This window comes from Collinsella sp. An271, from assembly GCF_002159695.1.
Lineage (GTDB): Bacteria > Actinomycetota > Coriobacteriia > Coriobacteriales > Coriobacteriaceae > Collinsella > Collinsella ihumii.
Map to the genome: position 1 here is coordinate 1 of NZ_NFJE01000021.1, position 19,354 is coordinate 19,354.

General features: G+C 64.2%; 12 protein-coding genes. 5 read left to right on the top strand and 7 right to left on the bottom strand.

The annotated features are described in order from the left end of the window. Nucleotides 1-15: 15 nt before the first annotated feature. On the top strand, nucleotides 16-2,544 hold the full coding sequence (locus tag B5F74_RS11725; RefSeq protein ID WP_087202696.1) for an S-layer homology domain-containing protein: 2,529 nt from the start codon (nucleotides 16-18) through the stop codon (nucleotides 2,542-2,544). Between the two features lie 258 nt (nucleotides 2,545-2,802). Here the strand turns inward: B5F74_RS11725 and B5F74_RS11730 are convergent, their stop codons facing one another. The 5 genes from B5F74_RS11730 to B5F74_RS11750 form a co-directional block, all read right to left on the bottom strand. Beyond that, on the bottom strand, nucleotides 2,803-3,873 hold the full coding sequence (locus B5F74_RS11730) for a glycosyltransferase (protein WP_087202697.1): 1,071 nt from the start codon (nucleotides 3,871-3,873) through the stop codon (nucleotides 2,803-2,805). A gap of 224 nt (nucleotides 3,874-4,097) precedes the next feature. Beyond that, the gene (locus B5F74_RS11735) at nucleotides 4,098-6,731 is read right to left on the bottom strand and encodes an S-layer homology domain-containing protein (protein ID WP_087202698.1); all 2,634 of its coding nucleotides are present in this window, start codon (nucleotides 6,729-6,731) and stop codon (nucleotides 4,098-4,100) included. A 319-nt stretch (nucleotides 6,732-7,050) separates the two neighbouring features. Continuing rightward, nucleotides 7,051-8,136 (bottom strand): tyrosine-type recombinase/integrase, encoded by a 1,086-nt coding sequence (locus B5F74_RS11740; protein ID WP_158095788.1) that lies wholly within the window; start codon nucleotides 8,134-8,136, stop codon nucleotides 7,051-7,053. 120 nt (nucleotides 8,137-8,256) lie between these two features. After that, nucleotides 8,257-9,012 carry an NAD-dependent protein deacylase gene (locus tag B5F74_RS11745; RefSeq protein ID WP_087202702.1) on the bottom strand — a complete coding sequence of 252 codons (756 nt, stop codon included), beginning with the start codon at nucleotides 9,010-9,012 and terminating at the stop codon, nucleotides 8,257-8,259. Nucleotides 9,013-9,294: 282 nt separating this feature from the next. After that, on the bottom strand, nucleotides 9,295-10,527 hold the full coding sequence (locus B5F74_RS11750) for a hypothetical protein (protein WP_087202704.1): 1,233 nt from the start codon (nucleotides 10,525-10,527) through the stop codon (nucleotides 9,295-9,297). 319 nt (nucleotides 10,528-10,846) lie between these two features. On the opposite strand from B5F74_RS11750, the gene B5F74_RS11755 reads away from it, so the two are divergent. Further along, entirely contained in the window at nucleotides 10,847-11,653 is an 807-nt protein-coding gene (locus B5F74_RS11755) for an exodeoxyribonuclease III (RefSeq protein ID WP_087202706.1), read from the top strand. A gap of 286 nt (nucleotides 11,654-11,939) precedes the next feature. On the opposite strand, the gene B5F74_RS11760 is transcribed toward B5F74_RS11755, so the two are convergent. Continuing rightward, nucleotides 11,940-13,949 carry a cation:proton antiporter gene (locus tag B5F74_RS11760; protein ID WP_087202707.1) on the bottom strand — a complete coding sequence of 670 codons (2,010 nt, stop codon included), beginning with the start codon at nucleotides 13,947-13,949 and terminating at the stop codon, nucleotides 11,940-11,942. Nucleotides 13,950-14,368: 419 nt separating this feature from the next. On the opposite strand from B5F74_RS11760, the gene B5F74_RS11765 reads away from it, so the two are divergent. From B5F74_RS11765 to B5F74_RS11775, 3 genes are all read left to right on the top strand, one after another. Then, complete coding sequence (locus tag B5F74_RS11765; protein ID WP_087202710.1) at nucleotides 14,369-14,977, top strand: hypothetical protein; 609 nt, start codon at nucleotides 14,369-14,371, stop codon at nucleotides 14,975-14,977. Between the two features lie 438 nt (nucleotides 14,978-15,415). Next, nucleotides 15,416-16,801 (top strand): bifunctional UDP-N-acetylglucosamine diphosphorylase/glucosamine-1-phosphate N-acetyltransferase GlmU, encoded by a 1,386-nt coding sequence (gene glmU, locus B5F74_RS11770; protein ID WP_087202712.1) that lies wholly within the window; start codon nucleotides 15,416-15,418, stop codon nucleotides 16,799-16,801. A 44-nt stretch (nucleotides 16,802-16,845) separates the two neighbouring features. Next, on the top strand, nucleotides 16,846-17,832 hold the full coding sequence (locus B5F74_RS11775; protein ID WP_066830489.1) for a ribose-phosphate pyrophosphokinase: 987 nt from the start codon (nucleotides 16,846-16,848) through the stop codon (nucleotides 17,830-17,832). Nucleotides 17,833-17,998: 166 nt separating this feature from the next. On the opposite strand, the gene B5F74_RS11780 is transcribed toward B5F74_RS11775, so the two are convergent. Beyond that, nucleotides 17,999-19,216, bottom strand: coding sequence for an IS3 family transposase (locus B5F74_RS11780; RefSeq protein ID WP_143753884.1), 1,218 nt, complete (start codon nucleotides 19,214-19,216; stop codon nucleotides 17,999-18,001). Between the last annotated feature and the right edge of the window lie 138 nt (nucleotides 19,217-19,354).

The window sequence follows — 19,354 nt, forward strand, 5'->3', positions numbered from 1 at the left end:
GAAGGAGAAAGACGTATGACAGCTTGCGTCAACAGGAAGCACACTAAGAAGGTGGCAGCCGTCGTGACCGCGTCCCTGGTGGGCGCGCTCTCCCTGGGCGCCGCCCCCGCGGCCGCCATGGCGGACACCGCCGACACGGGCATCGATCTGCAGTCGAACGCGTCCGCGCAGGAAATCTGGGATGCCTCCACGTTCAAGTGGAACACAGAGGCCAATGAGTATGGCTCCTACACCGTGGAGCCGGGCGACATCTTCGCCCTGGAGTCCGTCACCGACGTATACGGCAACGCAGTTTCCTCCAGCGACTACATGGTCATCTACTTCGACAACGCCGGCAACATCGTCAGGAAGGCAGATGCCGTTAACGGCCAGAAGGGCGGTATGCCGAAAAACGGAGGCAGCTACATCGCTGCAATCGTGAAACTTGACGGTAAGACCCTCAAGGTCAAGAATGTCAGCAGCACTGCCGACATTTCGACCTTCGTCTGGCATAAGCAGAGCTTCTCCGTTGCCCCCGTCTCCAAGACTCTCGACGGAGCGTTCGCCTACGAGGTCAATTCCACCGATGCGAGTGACACCTCCGACACCGCTTTCACGTATAACGGCAGCACGATCAACGTTGCCTTCGCGAACTCCGACGGCGATGTGCTCAGCTCTAGCGACTGTGATATCCAGTGGCTGACCACCATCCCCACAACGGGTATCGTCGACGCGGGCACCTACACCGCGCTCTTGACCGGCAAGGGTGCCTACGCGAACAGCCAGGCGACCGTCAGCTTCACGGTCAATAAGCTCGATCTCTCCAAGGCGAGCATCGTTATCGAGACTGTGAACACCTCTACCGGCCTCCCCTTCTCCAGCTCGAACATCCTGAGTAACTCTAAGGTCCTTGTCGACGGCGCTCCTGTTGCAAGTGGGCTCCTTCAGGCCAAGCTCGTATCCTATACGGACACCACCGGTGCCGTTAACGGAGCTCCTTCGGTGGGACCCGGAACTTCTTATGCTGCGGGAACCTACCTGTTCAGCGTTTCGAAAATCGGGGGCGGCGCCAACGTGACCGGTCAGCCCGTCACCGTTACCGCGCACATCGTCAGCGAGACGGCAGATATCTACTACGACGAGGGCCTTGCTTCGCTCTTCTTCGGCAGTGGCCATGAGTTCGAGACCTCCAAGAACGAGGCGTTCGACCCCTCGCTGGTCTACGCCGAGCTCGCCAGCGGCGACGAGGTGCCCGTGAAGGTCACCGTCACCAAGGACGGCCAGGAGGTCACCTCCTACGACGAGCCGGGCGAGTATAAGGTGGTCTTCGAGGTCGCCACCCCGCCCAACTGCGCCTACGGTGCGAAGGAATCCTATACCTTCAGGGTTGTCTCCAAGACGATTAGATCTCCGAAAGTCTATGCGAGCGTTGACGGCAAGGCCGCGAACAACGAGCAGTTCTCCTACACCGGCGAGGCTGTTGTTCCGAGCATCGTGGTCAAGGACGGCAGGAAGGTCCTGACCGCAGGTGAGGACTACACCGTCTCCTACCGTATCTCCGGTGAGAAGGACACCGTCGACGAGATGGTCGAGCCTGGGAAGTACGAGGTTGTCGTTTCCTTCCCCGGAACGGGCCTTCCCGAGGAGATTGTTAATATCGAGATTACCAAGGCTACGATTCAGAGCGTGAAGCCCGCATCTCCTGTTGTCGCCTACACCGGCGAGGCAGTCAAGCCCGACTTCATCGGCTACACCGGCAAGGAGTACACCGGCGCTGAGGTCGAGCTCCCGAATTCCGGAATCGGCGTCAAGTACTTCAAGGCAACCTACAACGCCAAGAAGGACGCATACGTGAAGGGCGCTGCAGTTAGCGCCAACGACCTCAAGGACGAGGGCTACTACTTCGCTGAGGTGACGGTCAACTCCAACAACGACCACTATGCCGGCACGGTCGAGACCACCGAGGTGTTCCAGATCTCCAAGAAGGCCGGCTTCTCCGACGTGAGCGCCTCCGCCTGGTACGCCAGCCCGGTCTACAAGGCCCGCGAGCTCGGCTACGTGAACGGTATCTCCGGCACGAACCTGTTCGCCCCCGAGGCCGACATCACCCGCGCCGACGCCGTGTGCATCCTGTTCAACATGGCCGGCGGCGACAACGCCCTGGGCGACTACCAGTACAGCGAGAGCACCGGCTGGGTCACCGGCTTCGAGGACGTCGACGGCCACGCCTACTTCGCGAAGGCGCTCGCCTGGGCCCACGCCTCCGGCATCGCCAACGGCTACGGCGACGGCGCCTTCGCCCCGTACGCCCAGATCACCCGCGAGGAGTTCGCCTCCATGCTCGCGAACTATGCCAAGTCCATGGGCGAGTTCACCGCTGCCGGCGAGGGCGCCCTGGACGGCATGTCCGACGCCAACACCGTCTCCGACTGGGCCGAGGACAACGTCGCCTGGGCCGTCGAGAACGGCGTGATGGGCAACGGCGGCTTCGTGGCCGGCCAGTCCAACATCACCCGTGCCGAGGTCGCCGCGATGGCGGTCAACTACCAGCCCGAGGCCCTCTAAGGCATAAAGGCTGCACCGGGCGCACCCGATGTTTCCCGGGCCCTCCCCTCGCGGGGAGGGCCTGCGGGAGGGCTCTTTCCCGAGAGCCTCCCCACAGGCCTTTGGCTCAAGTTGCAAGCTGTCGCACGAGGCTCGATGCCGACTGGGCCCCAGCGGGTATACCGCTGGGGCCCAGTCGGCTTTTCATGCGGCGAAGGTTACCGCGGGTTAGTCCATGCATTATCGAAGCAGCGGGCATGATGGTACCGAGCGCCGCCGTCAGCGGGTGCCCCCGTGCCCGAACCTCCTCGCGAGAGCCTCGCGCAGCAACGCCATGGATTGACGCACCCCAGGAGCCTCCCGTCCAGCCAGCTCGGCCTCGAGCGCGCGCGAGTGATCTTCCGCGACCTCGGCCCTGGCCCGCTCGCACGCCGCGGTCCCGGCCAGGCGCGCGGCCGGCGAGAGCGGGGCGGCCTCCGGACGTCCCGCGAGGACCCTCAAGGGGTCGTCGGGGCAGTCCCGCACGCAGACCTCGGCGAACCAGGACGAGAGCTCCCGGACAGCGGCGGCGAGCTCGGTGTCCCCATCGGCCCAGGCCGCGCGGGCCTCGCCCTCGAAGATGGCCAGCAGCTCGAGGTGCGCGAGCCAACGCGCCTCGCCCGAGCGGTTCGAGGAAGTGACGGACCCCTCGCGCACGGAGTAACGGTAGAAGCTTCCCGGGTCCACGGCGAGCCGCCCCGCGCCGAGCACAGCGCGCAGGGCGAACGCGTTGTCCTCGTTGACGATCCCCTCGGGGAAGCGGGCGCCCGCGGCGCGCACCGCGCCCGTCCGTAACAGCATGAGCCACACGCAGGGGCAGAAGTCTCCGATAGCCGCCTGCGCCACGATCGCGTCCCGCCCCGTCACCACCCCCTCCGGGGCCCAGCTCCTCTCGAGGAGGCCGCGGTACTGGGGGACGAGCCGCTCGAGCTCGGGCGTCGCGTAGACGGGCTCCCCGCCGAACAGCAGGCAGTCGAGGCGGTCGGCCTCGGCGCGAGAGAGAAGCCGCGCGAGCGTACCCGGCAGCAGCGAGTCGTCGGCGTCCATGAAGTAGAGGAAGTCGCCCCGGGCGGCGTCCGTGCCGGCGTTCCTCGCCGCCCCGGCCCCGCGTCCGTCCAGCTTGACAACCCGCAGGTTCGGCCTCGAGGCCGCCTCGCGGGAGAGCTCGGCCGCGGTGCCGTCCGCGGAACCGTCGTCGACGGCGACGACCTCGTATTCCTCCTCGCCGAGCCCCTGCATGTCCAGGTTATCGAGCAGGGGCCCCACGTACCCGTAGCAGTCCCTCATGGGTACGACGACGCTCAGCCTCACGCGGGCCTCCTTCCAAAGGGTTCTTTACTGGAGATGAGAGACAGAGAAACGCCCGGAGGGCCGCCGAGCGGTCTCGGCGGCCCTCCGGGCGTCTTGCCTCGTGCGACAGCTTGCAACTTTCAGCCGAAGGCTCACGGGAGGGCTCTCTAGAGGAAGAGCCCACCGGTGAGCCCGCCCCCGAGGGGGCGGGCCGTGACATCAGGTCGGAATCAGGATGCTGGACCCTAGCCGATGACGTCGGAGGAGATGCCGTCGGGCTGGTAGTTGACCGCCATCGCGGCGACCTCGGCACGGGTGATGTCGCTCTGAGCGGCGATGAAGCCGCCGTTGCCCATCACGCCGTTCTCGACGGCCCAGGCGACGGACTCCTCGGCCCAGTCGGACACGGAGGCGGCGTCGGACATCCCGTCGAGAGCGGAGCCGTCGGCAGCGTCGAAGTTACCGGCTGCCTTTGCGTAGTTTGCGAGCATGGTCGCAAACTCCTCGCGGGTGATCTGCTTGGTCGGGGCGAACGTGCCGTCGCCGTAGCCGTGCACGATGCCGACCTTGGTCGCCCAAGCGATTGCCTTGGCGTAGTAGGCGTTCTCGTCGACGTCGCTGTAGCGGGTCACGTAGCCGATGTTCTGGGACAGCCAGTCCTCACCGTAGGAGACATCTGCACCGGCCATGCGGGAGATGATCACGAGCGCGTCGGCGCGGCTAATCGCGGCGTTCGGGGCATAGAGGTTGGAGCCCTGGATGCCCTTGATGTAGCCGAGCTGCTTGGCCTCGAAGACCGACTTGGCGTACCACTCGTTCGGATCGACGTCGGCGAAGGCGACGTTGGACTCGGAGACCGTGATGACGTTGGTAGTGGCGTTCTTCTTGACGCCGGTGCCAGCGGCCGGGCGAATCACGTAGTTATCGTTCTCGAGTGCGAACTCCACGGTGTACTCGCCCTTGGCGTTGAGGGCGTCAACGGGCTTGCCGTCGTAGCGGTAGCCGGTCACGGTAACAGCTTCAGTGGGAAGCGCGTGCCAAGTGAGCTTGTTGGCGATGTCGGAGTGGTACTCAACGACCTTGCCGTCGGAATCGGTATAATAGCCGAGCTCGAAGGAAGGCTCCAGATCCTCGCCGGTGTAGCTGAGGTACCAGACGGTCTTGTCGGCAATACCGTCGGTGCCGGTATCCCACGTGTAGGAGGTCAGGTCTCCACCGTTGACATAGAGACCGTAGGAGAGGTTCAGAGCGGTGACTTCGAAGTCGCACTTAAGGTCGGCAGAGGTGATGGAAGAGCCGTAGTTGCCCTTGAGCTCGATTTTCACCTCATACTTTCCTGCGTCAACGATCTGATCGACCTTGTCGCCGTCGGCGTTGTAGGCCTGGACGGTGTAGTCGGTTCCGGCCACGAGGTCGTCGCCCCACTTGGTGTGGACGATGGTCTCAATCTGGGGCAGGAAGTCCTCGCCGGTGTAAGTGTCCTGGAAGTTGTTACCGATCTTGCCGTCGTACTTGAAGACGATACTATCGCCATCTTCGATCTGAGCGCTCTGGACATTGATCTTGAAGTTAATGACCTCGCAACCGTACTCGAAGTGGCTTGCCTCGGCGTTCACCTCGACGGTGGCGGTGTACACGCCGGGGTTGCTCAGAGCGGCAACGTCGACATCCTTGCCGTTGGCGTCCTTGTAGGTCACGGTAAAGTAGGCAGAGTTGATGTTCTCACGGCTGATCGGATCCTTGACCTCGATCCTGTTGGCCATGAAGGACTGTCCGTCGGCAAGATTCACAGGAACGGTAGCGGGGACCGGGTTGCCGTTGTAGTAAACGTCGGAGGTCTTGACGACTTTCTCGACGACGTTGAGCTCGGCGGAGGCAGAGCCGATCACGTTTCCGTTGGCGCTACTGCCCGGGGTAACGATGACGGTGGATTTGCCGGTCTGGCCGGAAGTGGCGTCGACGAGAGTGCTCACCAAGCCGCTGGCGGTGGTGAACTTGACGCCGTCGACGGAGACCTCATCGACCGTAGCGATGGTGGTGGTGACGTCAGTCTTCTTGATGTCCGCGACCGCGACATCGGCATCGGAGAGGTTGAGGCGGCCGACCGTGAACGTGACCTTGGCCTTGACAGTACCGGTGGTGTCCTTGATGTTGGCGATGTAGGTACCCGCATCGTACGCAGCGACGTTGTTCTGAACGTCCTGTCCGCCGTTGGCGTTCAGGCGCTTGTCGATTTGGATGCTGTACTTAGACGGGTCAACGACCTTGCCGTCAACGGCAACTCCGAGCACCTGGTTCTGTCCGTTGAAGGTGAAGGTGGTGTCGGAAACGTTCTTCGAGCCGTTGGAGGCATCGAAGACGGTCGCGTTGGAGAGGTCTGCGGGCGCCTCGACGATAAAGGTAACGGAAATGCTGCTACCGTTATAGTCACCCTTGATCATCTTCACGTTCGCGGTGTATCGACCGGGAGCCATAAAATCAGCATCGGACACTGCGCTGTGAGCCTTTGTCGTGCCATCAGGGAGAGTGTAGGTAATCTCAGCATTCTGGATGGAGGAATCCTCTCCAGAAGCAACCCAGTCGATGACCTCGACGGGGTCGGAGTCCTTCGGGGTGATCTCGGTCGGGACGACCCACTTGCCGGCCTCGACGGTGATGATGCCGTCGGCGGGGATCTCGAGGTTGCGGCCCTCGCCGTCGGTCGCCTCGGTCATTGCGCCCTGCTTGAAGGCTTCCCCGGCGGACAGCGCCAGGGTCTCGATCCCGGTGTCCGCCATAGCGGCCACGGGGGCGACGCCCAGCGAGAGCGCGCCCACCAGGGACGCGGTCACGACGGCTGCCACCTTCTTAGTGTGCTTCCTGTTGACGCAAGCTGTCATACGTCTTTCTCCTTCCGTAAGGAACAGATAATCGCCAGTTATAGAGTTTAACCTTTCCTTCGAACCACTTCTAGCCTTTTGCTAAAAAACGGCACGAAGGTAGCCTAAGCTCTACCGGTGTGACCCAGTCTAGCACCGATTTATTCTTTGTCTACCTTTTTTTCGTCAGGCTTTTTTCTTAAATCTTAAGAAGCGCGACGTTAAGCTGCATTTCTGGTGTGATTTGGCCGTTTTACCACCATATATTGTGGTCAATCCTCCGGCACGTCCGAAATTATAGGTGCTCGCCGCGAATTTGAACATATCCCAATTTCCTCCTTTATTTCTGCACTGTTTCCATCCGCGATTCAAATGACCCCGAATACCAGGCCTCGCTGACCACATCGCGCGGGTTGTGCTCCTCCATGATCGCTCGCAGACTCGACGACGAGACATGCGTGTACCGTTCCGTGGTCTTAACCGAACTGTGACCCAGAAGCTGTTGAATATATCGAATACTCACTCCCTGCTCCAGCAGCGTGGTGGCGAACGTGTGCCTGAACATGTGCGGCGTGATGTGCAGCTCCACGCCCGCCTCCTGCGTCCGCTTGCGGATGATCTTCCGCACCGCCTGGGTGGTCAGCCGCTGCATAGTCCTGCTCAGGAACAGCGCCTCGCTTTGCGGTTGGGCCCAGGCGGTCTTTGGCCCCTTGCGGCTTTTCATATATACCTCGAGCACCGCCAGCGTCTGCTTCGATCCCAGCACCACGATGCGTTCTTTCGACCCCTTTCCGAACACCCTCAATTGCTGCGTCGAGAGGTCGATGCTCTCTACATCAAGCGAACACAATTCCGATACGCGGATTCCCGTCGCCGTCAGCAGCTCGAGCACGGTCTGGTCGCGCAGGGCGATCGCGCTTTTTTGCCACGCTCCCTTTCTGGGCCTCCCCTTCTGCGCCCGCCCGGACGGCTCCAATATCCGCCGCAGATCAGGCAGCGCTATGGTGCGCGGCAAAAGCAACGGCTGGCGCACGTTGACCTCGAGATCCTCGAACGGCGTGGCGTATATCAGATGCTCGCGCTTGAGCCAGTTGGTCCACGCCCGAAGCGACGCGAGCTTGCGACGCACCGTGCTGGCCGAGAACTTACCGTTGAGATGCACCAGATGCAGGCGCATCGCCTCACGGTTGAAGGTGAGCCTACGCTCGGTAATCCAGTCGATGAACTGCAGGATGTCGCAGCGATACGCCTTCACGGTCTTGTCGTCCAGGCGCCGCTCGTTGGTACAGCGCGCCAGATACAGCTCAAGGTCGGCCGCAAGCTCCGCGCGCTGCTCATCCAAGGTGCACACCGCCAGGGGCTGCACTTCCTCCACTCCGTCGTATCCGAGCAAGCTTTTCGTATTCCGATCGAATTCTTCAGCCATACTGCCTCCCGTCCTCAAACATGAATGGAGCAATGGCGCCCGGCAGCGGGGCCATTGCTCCATCATGGGACGGGACGCATCCGTCCATATGCGATGAATCTACGAATGAACGACGTGCGGCTAAAAGCGGAACGCTTGAGCGATGTCGCACGAGATCAGCAGGTCCGCATTGCGGTCCTGCGGCGTGGGATCGCGGTTGATGATCACGAGCTTGTCGCCCCTGAAATACTGCGTGAGGCCGGCCGCCGGATACACCACGAGCGACGTGCCCCCGATGATGAGCATGTCGGCGTGCGCGATAGCGTCGACCGCGCCCATGATGACGCGGTCGTCGAGCGGCTCCTCGTAGAGCACGACATCGGGCTTGATGCGCCCACCGCAAGCGGGACAGACGGGCACGCCGCGCTCGTCCTCGCTCTCGCGCACGCAGATCCATTCGGCACTATAGCTCGCACCGCACGCCTGGCAGATGTTGCGGTGCACCGAGCCGTGAAGCTCCCAGACCGCCTGCGAGCCGGCCAGCTGATGCAGCCCGTCGATGTTTTGGGTCACGACCGCATCGAGCTTGCCGTCGCGCTCGAGCTCGGCGAGCTTGAGATGCGCCTGGTTGGGCTTGGCGCCCAGCGCGATCATCTTCTTGCGGTAGAAGTCGAAAAACTCCGCCGGATGGCTCTCGTAGAAACTGTGCGAGAGCATGGTCTCGGGCGGATAGTCGAATTGCTGATGATAGAGCCCGTCCACGCTGCGGAAATCGGGAATGCCGCTCGCCGTGGACACGCCGGCGCCGCCGAAGAACACCGTGTGCTGATGGGTGTCGAACAGATGCGCGAGCTCCTGCGCCGCTTCCTGGGGATCCGAGATGACCTGAGATGCCATAGCCTGCCTTCTTTCGCATGTGGTTCGCACGGCACTCTCTATTGTACGGATATGGCTACAAGAAAGGCGGGCCAAAGCCCGCCTGACACGCCTCGTGAGCTGGTTACCCGCTAAGAGGGCCCCGTAACCGTACCCAGAACTGCGGGTGAGAGCCCTCATATGGGCCCTCACCCGCAGTTATGGGTACGGTTGCGGGGTGTTCGACACGTTCGAGCGGGGCATCCCGCCGGAGTCGCCTTTTCGCCCGCGATGGCCGGGGCATCAAAGGACGCCCAGCATCCCCTATCGCTTGCGGCCGAAATGCTTGCCGAGGAAACCGCCGACGCTGTCATCGTCATCGATGTCGTCGACCACGCGGGACTGCGCGCCGAAGTCGACCCACTCGATCTCGCCCGCATACGTCTCGTCCAGGCTGCGCGGGGCGCTCGCCGGCTGCTGGGCCTGCGGCACCGGCGCCGGGGCAACGCCCTCGGGAATCGTCAGGTGACGGGCCGTGCGCGCGACCTTGGGCACGGGCACCGCGCCGGACGCATAGCGCCTGCCGGCGGGACGGGGCGGCTCGGGATCCTCGACGGGCTCGGACGCGGGCGCGACAACGGGCGCCGACGCGGGCCGAACCGGAACGGAAGCGGGTGCAGGGGCAGGCGAGGGCACCGCATGGTCCTCGAACGCCATGAAATCCAGCGGGACCTTGGTGAGGCCCGCCGCATCGTCATCCTCATCGTCGGCCGCGGGCTCGGCTGCCGCGGGCGCCAGCTCCCCGCGTGCCCTGAGCGCGGCCTGGATCAGGTCCTCGGTCTTATCGCTCGGAGCCGCCCAAGTGGCAGGGATCGTGACGACCTCGGTCTTGTCGGCCTCGTCCTCGAGGTCTTCGATCTCGGCCTTGCCTTCGTCCTCGGCCTCCGCCTCCAGATCGGCGTCCTCGAGTAGGGCGGGCTCGTCGCCCTCCAGATCGCCCGCAAACTGGGCGGCGTCCTCCAGCTCGGGCTCCTCGACCGGCTCCTCCTCGAACTCGGCGTCTGGCTCGCCCTCGGCCTCACCGTACATGGTGGGGGCCTTGCGCTGCAGCACGGTCCATGCAACGCCCGCCACAACCGCGAGCACCGCGAACACGGCGAACGTGGCGCACAGCGCCGTCACGATCACATCGCTGAACGCGCTGTCATAATCGCTGAAATACGACGTGGAGACGCCCGCGATCATCACGATGACGGACACGAGGCTCACGCCGGAGAAGATCAGCATCGACATGTTGTCGCGCCTGCCTGCCGCCCATATGCCCAAGATGCCCGAGGCGAGCGTCAGCGCGAACAGCACCAGCGAGAACCCGATAACGCTCACGGTCGCCTGGTATTCGGCGTCGAAGAAGATGGCGCCTAGCACGGCGTAGTTCGCCCCGGCGACCGCAAGGTATAGCATGCTCGCGCAGATCAGCGCGAACGAAACGATTTTGACAGCCAGCATGCTGACGTGAAGCCAACGCTCCACGTCGTTGGAACGAATGTCATCCGGCATGAGGGCAATCCTCCCCTAAAGGCGAAGCGCGGCGCGCAGGCCCGGCGCGCCGTTCGCGGTATCGTCGAAAGTGTTCTTATTATAGTGTCCTCGAGCCGCATGCGCGCGCATATACGATCCGGTCAACCGTGATTTGGAACAAAGAATCCCTAAAGTGCCACGTGATATGTCTCAATTCGACAGGGTGCACGGGCGCGATCCTTCCCGGCGGCGACCGCAAGCATGGAGCGGTTCCCCCGACATGGACATGCGACGCTATGCCACAATAGGCCTCGCACGTCATCTCGTGCAGACGCCATCGCATGCAAAGGAGCACCCCATGCGCACATACAAGTTCGCCTCGTGGAACGTCAACGGCCTGCGCGCCGTGCTCAAAAAGGAGCCGAGCTTCACCGATATCGCCACCGAGCTCGATGCCGACATCCTCGCCATACAGGAGACCAAGCTGCAGGAAGGGCAGGTCGCCGTCGAGCTGCCCGGCTACGTTCAGACGTGGAGCCACGCGGAGCGCAAGGGGTATTCGGGCACCGCGGTGTTCAGCCGCGAGGAGCCGCTATCGGTGCGCCGTGCCGACAGCCTGCTGCCCTATGCCGCGGGCAACGAGCTGGTCGCGACGGCCGTGACCGAGGGCCGCGTGTGCGCGCTCGAGTTCGACAGCTACTGGTTCGTGGACGTTTACACGCCCAACGCGCAAAACGAGCTGGCGCGCATCGACACGCGCATGGCATGGGACGACGCCTACCGCTCGTTTTTGAAGGGCCTCGAGGGCGAGGCTGGCAAACCGGTCGTGACCTGCGGGGATTTCAACGTGGCACACGAGGAGATCGACCTCAAGAACCCCAAGTCTAACCGCGGCAACGCGGGCTTTTCCGACGAGGAGCGCGGAAAGTTCACCGAGCTTCTGGACGCGGGCTTTACCGATACGTTCCGTCTGCTCCACCCCGACGAGACGGGCGCCTACAGCTGGTGGAGCTACCGCTTCAACGCGCGCAAGAACAACGCGGGCTGGCGCATCGACTACTTCCTGGTGAGCGACGCCGTGCGCGACCAGGTGCGCGAGGCCACGATCCGCAGCGACATCTTCGGATCAGACCACTGCCCGGTGGAGCTCGTGATCGACCTGTAGCGGACGGGAGCATGGGGGCAGGCACCGTGTTCCCGGGGTCGTCTCTCAGGTAACTCTCAGATATCTCTCAAATCTGACTCAGACATCTCTCAGATTTGAGTCAGATTTGAGTCAGACCTGAGAGACGCCGGCCCCGGTTCCTACCAGGTAATTCGGCATATCCCAGGCATCCGGCCGAAGCCCGCGCGCTCTTCATCTCTCAGGTATCTCTCAAAAGCTGGCCCCCGTCTCTCAAATCTGAGAGACGGGGGCCAGCTTTTGAGAGATGAGAAAATAGCGCCTGTCCCTATTTTCCCGCGAGGAGGGCCTCGGCGCGGTCGAGGGCCTCCGAAGTGCCCATGAGGCCCACCGAGTCGCCGGCGGACAGCACGGTGGAGCCGTCCAGGAACATCTCGATGGCGTCCCCGTGGCGCAGGGCCACGGCGTTCACGCCCACCTCGGCACGCAGGTCCAGCTCGGCGAGCGTGCGGCCGGCCACCGCGCTGCCATCGCCCACGCGCACCCAGTGCAGGTCCACGTCGCGCATGGAGGCGAGCATGCGGTCGAAGGCCATGCGCCGCTGCGCGCGCGAGCCGTCGGCCAGGGCCTCATAGCCGCTTTCGCGCAGGTCGTTGGCATAGCCCTGGATCTGGCGCGGGCGATAGCCCAGGTCGAGCAGGACGTGGCGCATGAGCTCGATGCCGCCCTCGAGCTCGGGGCGGACCACCTCGTTCACGCCGGCCTCCACGAGCGCCACCACCGCGTCGTCGTTGTCGGCGCGCGCCACGATGCGCAGATTCGGCGCCTGGGCGCGGGCCTCGCGCGCGATGACCTCGGCCGAGGACTCGCCGCGGATGGCAATCACGAGCACGCGGGCGCCCGCCAGGTGGGCGTGCTTCAGGATCTCGGAGTTGGCAGCGTCGCCGAACAGCACCGCGCAGCCGTCCTCCTCGGCGCTCTCGGCCACCGCCAGGTCGCGCTCCACCACTAGACACGGGACCTCGAGGCCGCGCAGCACGTCGGCCACGCTTGAGCCGGCGTGCCCGTAGCCCACCACGACCACGTGCCCGCTCATCTCCTCGTCGGGCAGCTCGATTCTGGGCACGTTGCGCTCGTAGATGCCGGCCAGGCGCGGGCGGGCGGCAATAGCGCGCTCCAGGGGCCGCTCCAGCTTGAAGACGAACGTGTTGAGCGCGATGGAAATCACCGCGCCGCCCAGGATGAGGCTGTACTGGTCGGCCGACAGAACGCCGAGCGACATACCCGTCTGGCCGATGATGAACGAGAACTCGCCGATCTGCGACAGGCCCGCCGCAATGGTGAGCGAGGCGCGCAGACCGGTGGAGAACAGGGCGCCGAGCACCATGTTGATGAGCCACTTGCCCACCATGATGAGGGCGACGAGCGCCACGAGCTCGCCGGCATGCGCCGTAAGCGTGGAGGGGTTGACCATCATGCCCACGCTGGCGAAGAAGATGATGGAGAACAGATCCTGAAACGGGATGGCCTCAGCCGCCACGCGGTGCGACAGCTTGGACGTACCGACCACCACGCCGGCCAGAAACGCGCCGAGGGCGAACGACAGGTCGAAGAGCATGGCCGCAGCAAGCGCCGTGCCGAGCGCGATGACGACGACCGCGAGCTGGAACAGCTCGCGCGGGCAGAAGCGCGCGATCTTGGCGAGCAGCCACGGCAGGGCGCGCGAGCCCACCACGAGCATGAGCGCCACGAAGGCGACGGTCTTGGCGAGCGCCAATCCGAGCTCGAAGGCAAGCTCGGCCGGCGAGGTCTCCCCCGGGCCGAACACGACGGGCAGCACCACCAAGATCACGACGGTGGCCAAGTCCTCGACGATCAGCCAGCCGGTGGCGATGCGGCCGCCGCGACTCTGGTAGAGGCCCGCGTCGGTCAGGTTCTTGATGAGGACGACGGTGGAGGCGATGCTCACCGACAAGCCGAGCATGACGCCGGCGGCAGGCTCCCATCCGAAAGCGCCGGCAAGCACGTATCCGGCGAGCGTGCCGAGCGCGATCTGGATGATGGCGCCGGGCACCGCAATGCCCTTGACCTCGTTCAGATCCTTAAACGAGAAGTGCAGGCCCGTGCCGAACATCATGAACATCACGCCGACCTCGGCCAGCTGGTTCATGGCGTGCGAGTCGCCCGAGAAACCCGGCGTGAACGGGCCGACGATCAGGCCGCCGACCAGGTAGCCGACGATGGGCGGCAGGCGCAGGGCGCGCGCGACCATGCCGCCGGCGAACGCGGCGACGAGCGCGAGCACGAACGTCATGAGCAAGATGGTGTCTCCATGCATAGGCGTCCCTCCTTCAAGGGCGGGCATAAAAGGAGGCGGGCCGTGCGTGGATGCGACCCGCCTTCCGAAAAAACCGGTGTGTTCATTAATGATATCTACCCCTACGCTGCGGTTTTATGCTCGCAAAATGTTACTCAGAATTACCAGATTTTTGTACGCCCCACCGCAACAGAAGAGCCAAATACCGAGCTCGGGCACTTCATATTCTCAAAATACGAGACCCGGTGATATCCCACAGCAACGGCATTCCGACCCCGTACCCCACGCTTTAGGTACACCACCCGGGCCGCGGCGTCCACCCCATAATGGGTTAGACCTAGGCATGCGCAGGTGTAGCAAGAGGGCGACGATCAGCTTAAGCAGCCGATTTGGGGTATACTGCAAGTGCGTTCTTCGCGTTGCAAGAAAAGGAGGAGGTCTTGGACGATGACATCCGCAGTGAAAACAATGCCAATCTGGCCGGGCCTCGATATGAGCCGCCAGGTCAAGAGCATGAAAAAAACCGCAACGAGGGGATCGAGCGGAATGGTGACGGTGAAGGCCGCCAGAATTATCGAAGAGAAATCTCTCCGAGCAACGGTGAGGAAATAGATGAGCTATACGAGGATGCGTCGGCCGAGCGTCGTGCCGAGATAATAGCGTCTCGATACTGGAGTGGCATACTTCCCCCACCGGATGAGTTCAATCAGTACCCCATCGATGTCCAAAAAATGATTGTGGAATGGGCCGATGAATCTCAGAAGGCCCAAAACGCAATCGTTAAGAGCGCGATTGAACTCGATAAAGCCGAATCGAAACGTTTAGACGACGCGTCGGATACCGACGCGTCTCAAATCGTCCGAGCCCAGCGCGGAACAATCGCTCTTAACGCCATGCTGATCATAGGGGCTGTTATTCTTGGTGCTCTGGGACAGGCGGTGTCATGCGGGGCACTTATCGGAGGATTAGCCGTGATAAACGTTGCGACCCTTTACGCATCCAAAAACAAAGACGAGGGTGATGCGCGAGACGGAAAACAAGACTCTTAATCCGCACTTCTTGTCTTTATCCCGGCATACCCAAGCAAAAAACTCCACGGGCCTCTCGACTCCTAGGAAGCGAGAGGCCCCACCGACCCGCGCTGTCGACTCGAAAGCAATAATCCTGAATTCATAACCCTGCACTTCTGGTTTCGCAACTCGAAAACGCATGGCGCCTCCTCAGCCCGCCCCCACAGCGCGACAACCCGACCTGCATGCAGACGATAAACGGAAACGGCAAGCTCCGCGCGCAATCGTCGAGCGATGATGCATCAAATGCGTCGAGGGGCCCAAATCGGCCATAACTGACCCATCGGTTCATCCTGCGGTGATTTGTATCTGAAAGATGCAGATGTGCGCGCACGCTGCGGTATCATTCATGCACGTGCGGCTCGATTGCCCCGGCGGGCGGCCGCGCAGTATGCACCACGATCCGAGGGGAGTCCGATGGACGTCACCGCAATCATCATGGCCGCAGGCGAGGGAACCCGCATGAAATCCAACCATGCCAAGGTTTCGCACAAGATTCTGGGAAAGCCGATGATCTGCTGGGTAGCCGACGCCGCCTTGCACGCCGGCTGCAATCGCATCGTCGTCGTTATCGGGAGCCATGCCGACGAGGTTCGCGCCCTGCTGACCGGCGCCTACGGTGACGCCGTCGAGTGCGTCGAGCAGACCGAGCGCCTGGGCACCGGCCACGCCGTCCGCGTCGCCCTCGAGGCCACCGGCATCCACGAGGGCCCCGTCGTCGTGCTCAACGGCGATCTTCCCCTGATCCAGCCCGAGACCATCGCGTCGTTCGCCCAGACGGTCACCGAGGGCGGTAGCGCGGCCGCGGTCCTGACCATGACGCCGCCCGACCCGTTCGGCTACGGCCGCATCCAGCTCGACGGCGGCGGCGCGGTCGAGCGCATCGTCGAGCAGAAGGACTGCACGCCCGAGCAGGCCGCTTCCCTTCTGGAGTGCAACGCCGGCTGCTACGCCTTCGACGGCGCGCAACTCGCCGCCCACATCGGCGAGATCGGATGCGACAACGCGCAGGGCGAGTACTACCTGCCCGATATGGTCGAGATCCTCAAATCCGCCGACCAGACCGTCTCCATCTACCACTGCGACGACTACCGCGAGGGCCTCGGCGTCAACAGCCGCGCACAGCTCGCCGAGCTCATCGCCATCGCGCGCGATCGCATCAACAGCCGCCTCATGGCCGAAGGGGTCACGTTCATCGATCCCGCGCAGGCTTGGATCGGCCCCGACGCCGCCATCGGCCGCGACACCGTCGTGTGGCCGCAGACCCACCTGATCGGCGCATGCGTCGTCGGCGAGGATTGCCAGCTCGGCCCCAACACGCGCCTGACCGATACCCACGTGGGCGACGGCTGCTCGCTCGACGAAACCGTCGCCATCGACGCCGTGGTCGAGAACGACGTCACCTGCGGCCCGCGCGCCTACCTGCGCCCCGGCACGCACCTGCTCGACGGCGCGCATGTCGGCACGCACGTCGAGATCAAGAAGTCCACGATCGGCGAGGGGTCCAAGGTCCCCCACCTCTCCTATATCGGCGACACCACCATGGGCGCCGGCGTCAACATCGGCGCAGGCTCCATCACGTGCAATTACGATGGTAAAAACAAGCACGCCACCGTGATCGGAGACCGCACGTTCATCGGCTCCGATACCATGATGGTCGCCCCCGTTCACATCGGCTCCGACGCCATCACGGGCGCCGGCGGCACGATCACCAAGGATGTCCCTGACGGCGCGCTTGCCATCGAGCGCACCGAGCAGCGCATCGTAGAGGGTTACACCGAGCGCAGGCGCGCTCGTCTGTAGCATAGCTAGGGTATGGCAGTCCACAAACAAAGGAGTACGGGCAGATGCCAACACAGGACCAAAAATTGACCCAGCAGATGTACAAGTCGCTGCGCCTCTATTCGGGCTCATGCAACAGGCCGCTGGCGCAGAAGATCGCTGACATCCTGGGGGTCGAGCTCTCGGGCCTCGCCCTCGAGAAGTTTGCCAACGGCGAGATCTACGCCCGCTTCGACGAGTCCGTGCGCGGCGCTGACGTGTTCCTGGTCCAGTCCATCGCCGGGCCGAGCGTCAACGACATGCTGATGGAGCTGCTGGTGGCCACCGACGCCGCCAAGCGCGCCTCTGCCCGCACCATCACCGCCGTCATCACGCACTACGCCTATGCGCGCCAGGACCGCAAGGCCGCTCCGCGCGAGCCGATCACCGCGCGCCTGGTGGCCAACCTGCTCGAGCGCGCCGGCGTCGACCGCATCATCACCCTCGACCTGCATCAGGGCCAGATCCAGGGCTTCTTCGATATCCCGGTGAACCAGCTCTCCGCGCTGCCGCTGTTCGGCGAGTACTACAACAACATGGGCTTCGACACCAACAACCTCGTGGTCGTGTCCCCCGACGTGGGCCGCGCCAAGGCCGCCAAGATGCTGTCCGACATGCTCGGCTGCGATCTGGCCATCGCCCACAAGGGCCGTCCGCGCCACAACGCTGCCGAGGTCATGGGCATCATCGGTGACATCGAGGGCAAGACCTGCATCATCAACGACGACATGATCGACACCGCGGGCACCCTGTGCGCCAGCGTGCGCGAGCTCAAGAAGATGGGCGCCGGCGACATCTACGTGTGCGCCTCCCACGGCATCTTCTCCGGCCCGGCCATCGAGCGCCTGAACGATGCCCCCATCGTCGAGTGCGTGGTCACCGACTCCATCCCCGTCGAGGTGGGCGGCAAGATCAAGACCATCACCGTCGCCAACGAGTTCGCCGACGCCATCAGCGCCGTGTACGGCGAGCGTTCGGTCTCCAAGCTGATCGGCGGCGACTTCGCGCTGTAGGTCGCCCGTTTCGGCATCATCGCGCTTTGAGTCAGGCCCTGCGGTTCGTCCCGCGGGGCCTTTTTGCTGCCGCAAGCCCGACACGCAGCACACCCATTTCCAAAAGTGGCTAGAAATTTCTGTTTTGCTGTTGCGGACGGGGATGCGGACGATTTCCTGGACAGGCCTAGGCGGCCAGCCCGAGCCGCTCCCTTCGGCCCCTGATCGTATCGTACACCGTCCGGCCGCCCTCCCGGAAGGCCTTCAGCCGGCCCTCCCGGTACCAGCGGATGTACGAGGAGAGCTCCGCGATGAACTCCTCCGCCCTCCAGCCCGACCAGTCCCTGCCGTGGAAGAACTCGACCTTCAGCCTGCCGAAGAAGCCCTCGCAGGCGGCGTTGTCGGGCGAGCGGCCCCTCCGCGACATCGACCTCGTCACGCCCGCCGACCCGCAGGCGGCGACCCAGTCGGGGGTGCGGTAGTGCCAGCCGCGGTCGGAGTGCAGGGTGAAGCCCCCTCCCGCGGCGGCCACGGCCCCCGCGAGCATCTCCGAGACGAGCGCCTTGGAGGGGCTCGTGCCGGCCGAGAAGGACACGACGTCCCCGTCGTAGAGGTCGATGACGGGGCTGAGGTAGACCTTGCGCGCGTCGTCCGGCAGCCTGAACTCGGTGACGTCCGTGACCATGGCCTCGCCGGGCGCGGCGGCCGAGAAGTCGTGCAGGTCGCGGGAGGCGTCGACGAGCAGCAGGTTCGGGGCGCACGCGCGCCCCTCCTCGCCGGCGTAGGAGCTGTAGCGCCGGCGGCGGGGCCTCGCGGCCTCGAGCCCCTCCTCGCGCATGACGCGCCTCACGCGCTTCTCGGAGGCGACGACGCCGCGGGCCCGCAGCGCGGCGTGCACGCGCCGGTAGCCGTAGCGGCCCCCGGAGGCCCGGAACTCCTCGGCCACGAGGGCCCTGATGCCGGCGTCGCGGTCCGCCGCGGCGCGCGAGAGGCGGTGGTAGAACGTGCTCCTGGGCAGAGAGAGCGCCGCGAGCACGCGCGGCAGCCCGAACCGGCCCCTGAGGGACTCAGCCAGCGCCGCCCGCTCCGCCGCCGTCAGGGCGGACGGGTCGGCGCCTGGGCCTTTTTTTAGTATCTCGACCGTGCCGGCCAGTATCGCGTTCTCCAGCTCCAGCTCCTCGCAGCGGGCCCTGAGGGCCTCCAGCTCCGAGGGCGGCCCGGCGGGCTGCGGGGCCCGCGCCCTCACCTCGTCGTCGGTCACCAGCGCCAGCGCCCCCTCCTCGCGGAGCCTGCGCGCCCAGCCGGTCACCGCCGGCCCGGTCACGCCGGCCTCGGCGGCGAGGTCGGCGGCGCGCTCGCCCGCCTCGTAGCGGGCGACGAGCTCCATCTTCCTCTCGAGGGGCAAGTATACCGGAGCCTTGCGCGCACGTGGCCCGGCTGTATTTGATAGCGTCTTGTTTACGGGTTTGAGCGCGGGGACCTTTCGGGAATGAGCACGAAAAACTTTCGGGTTTGAGCATGCGCGCGCCGACCACCCCCGTTC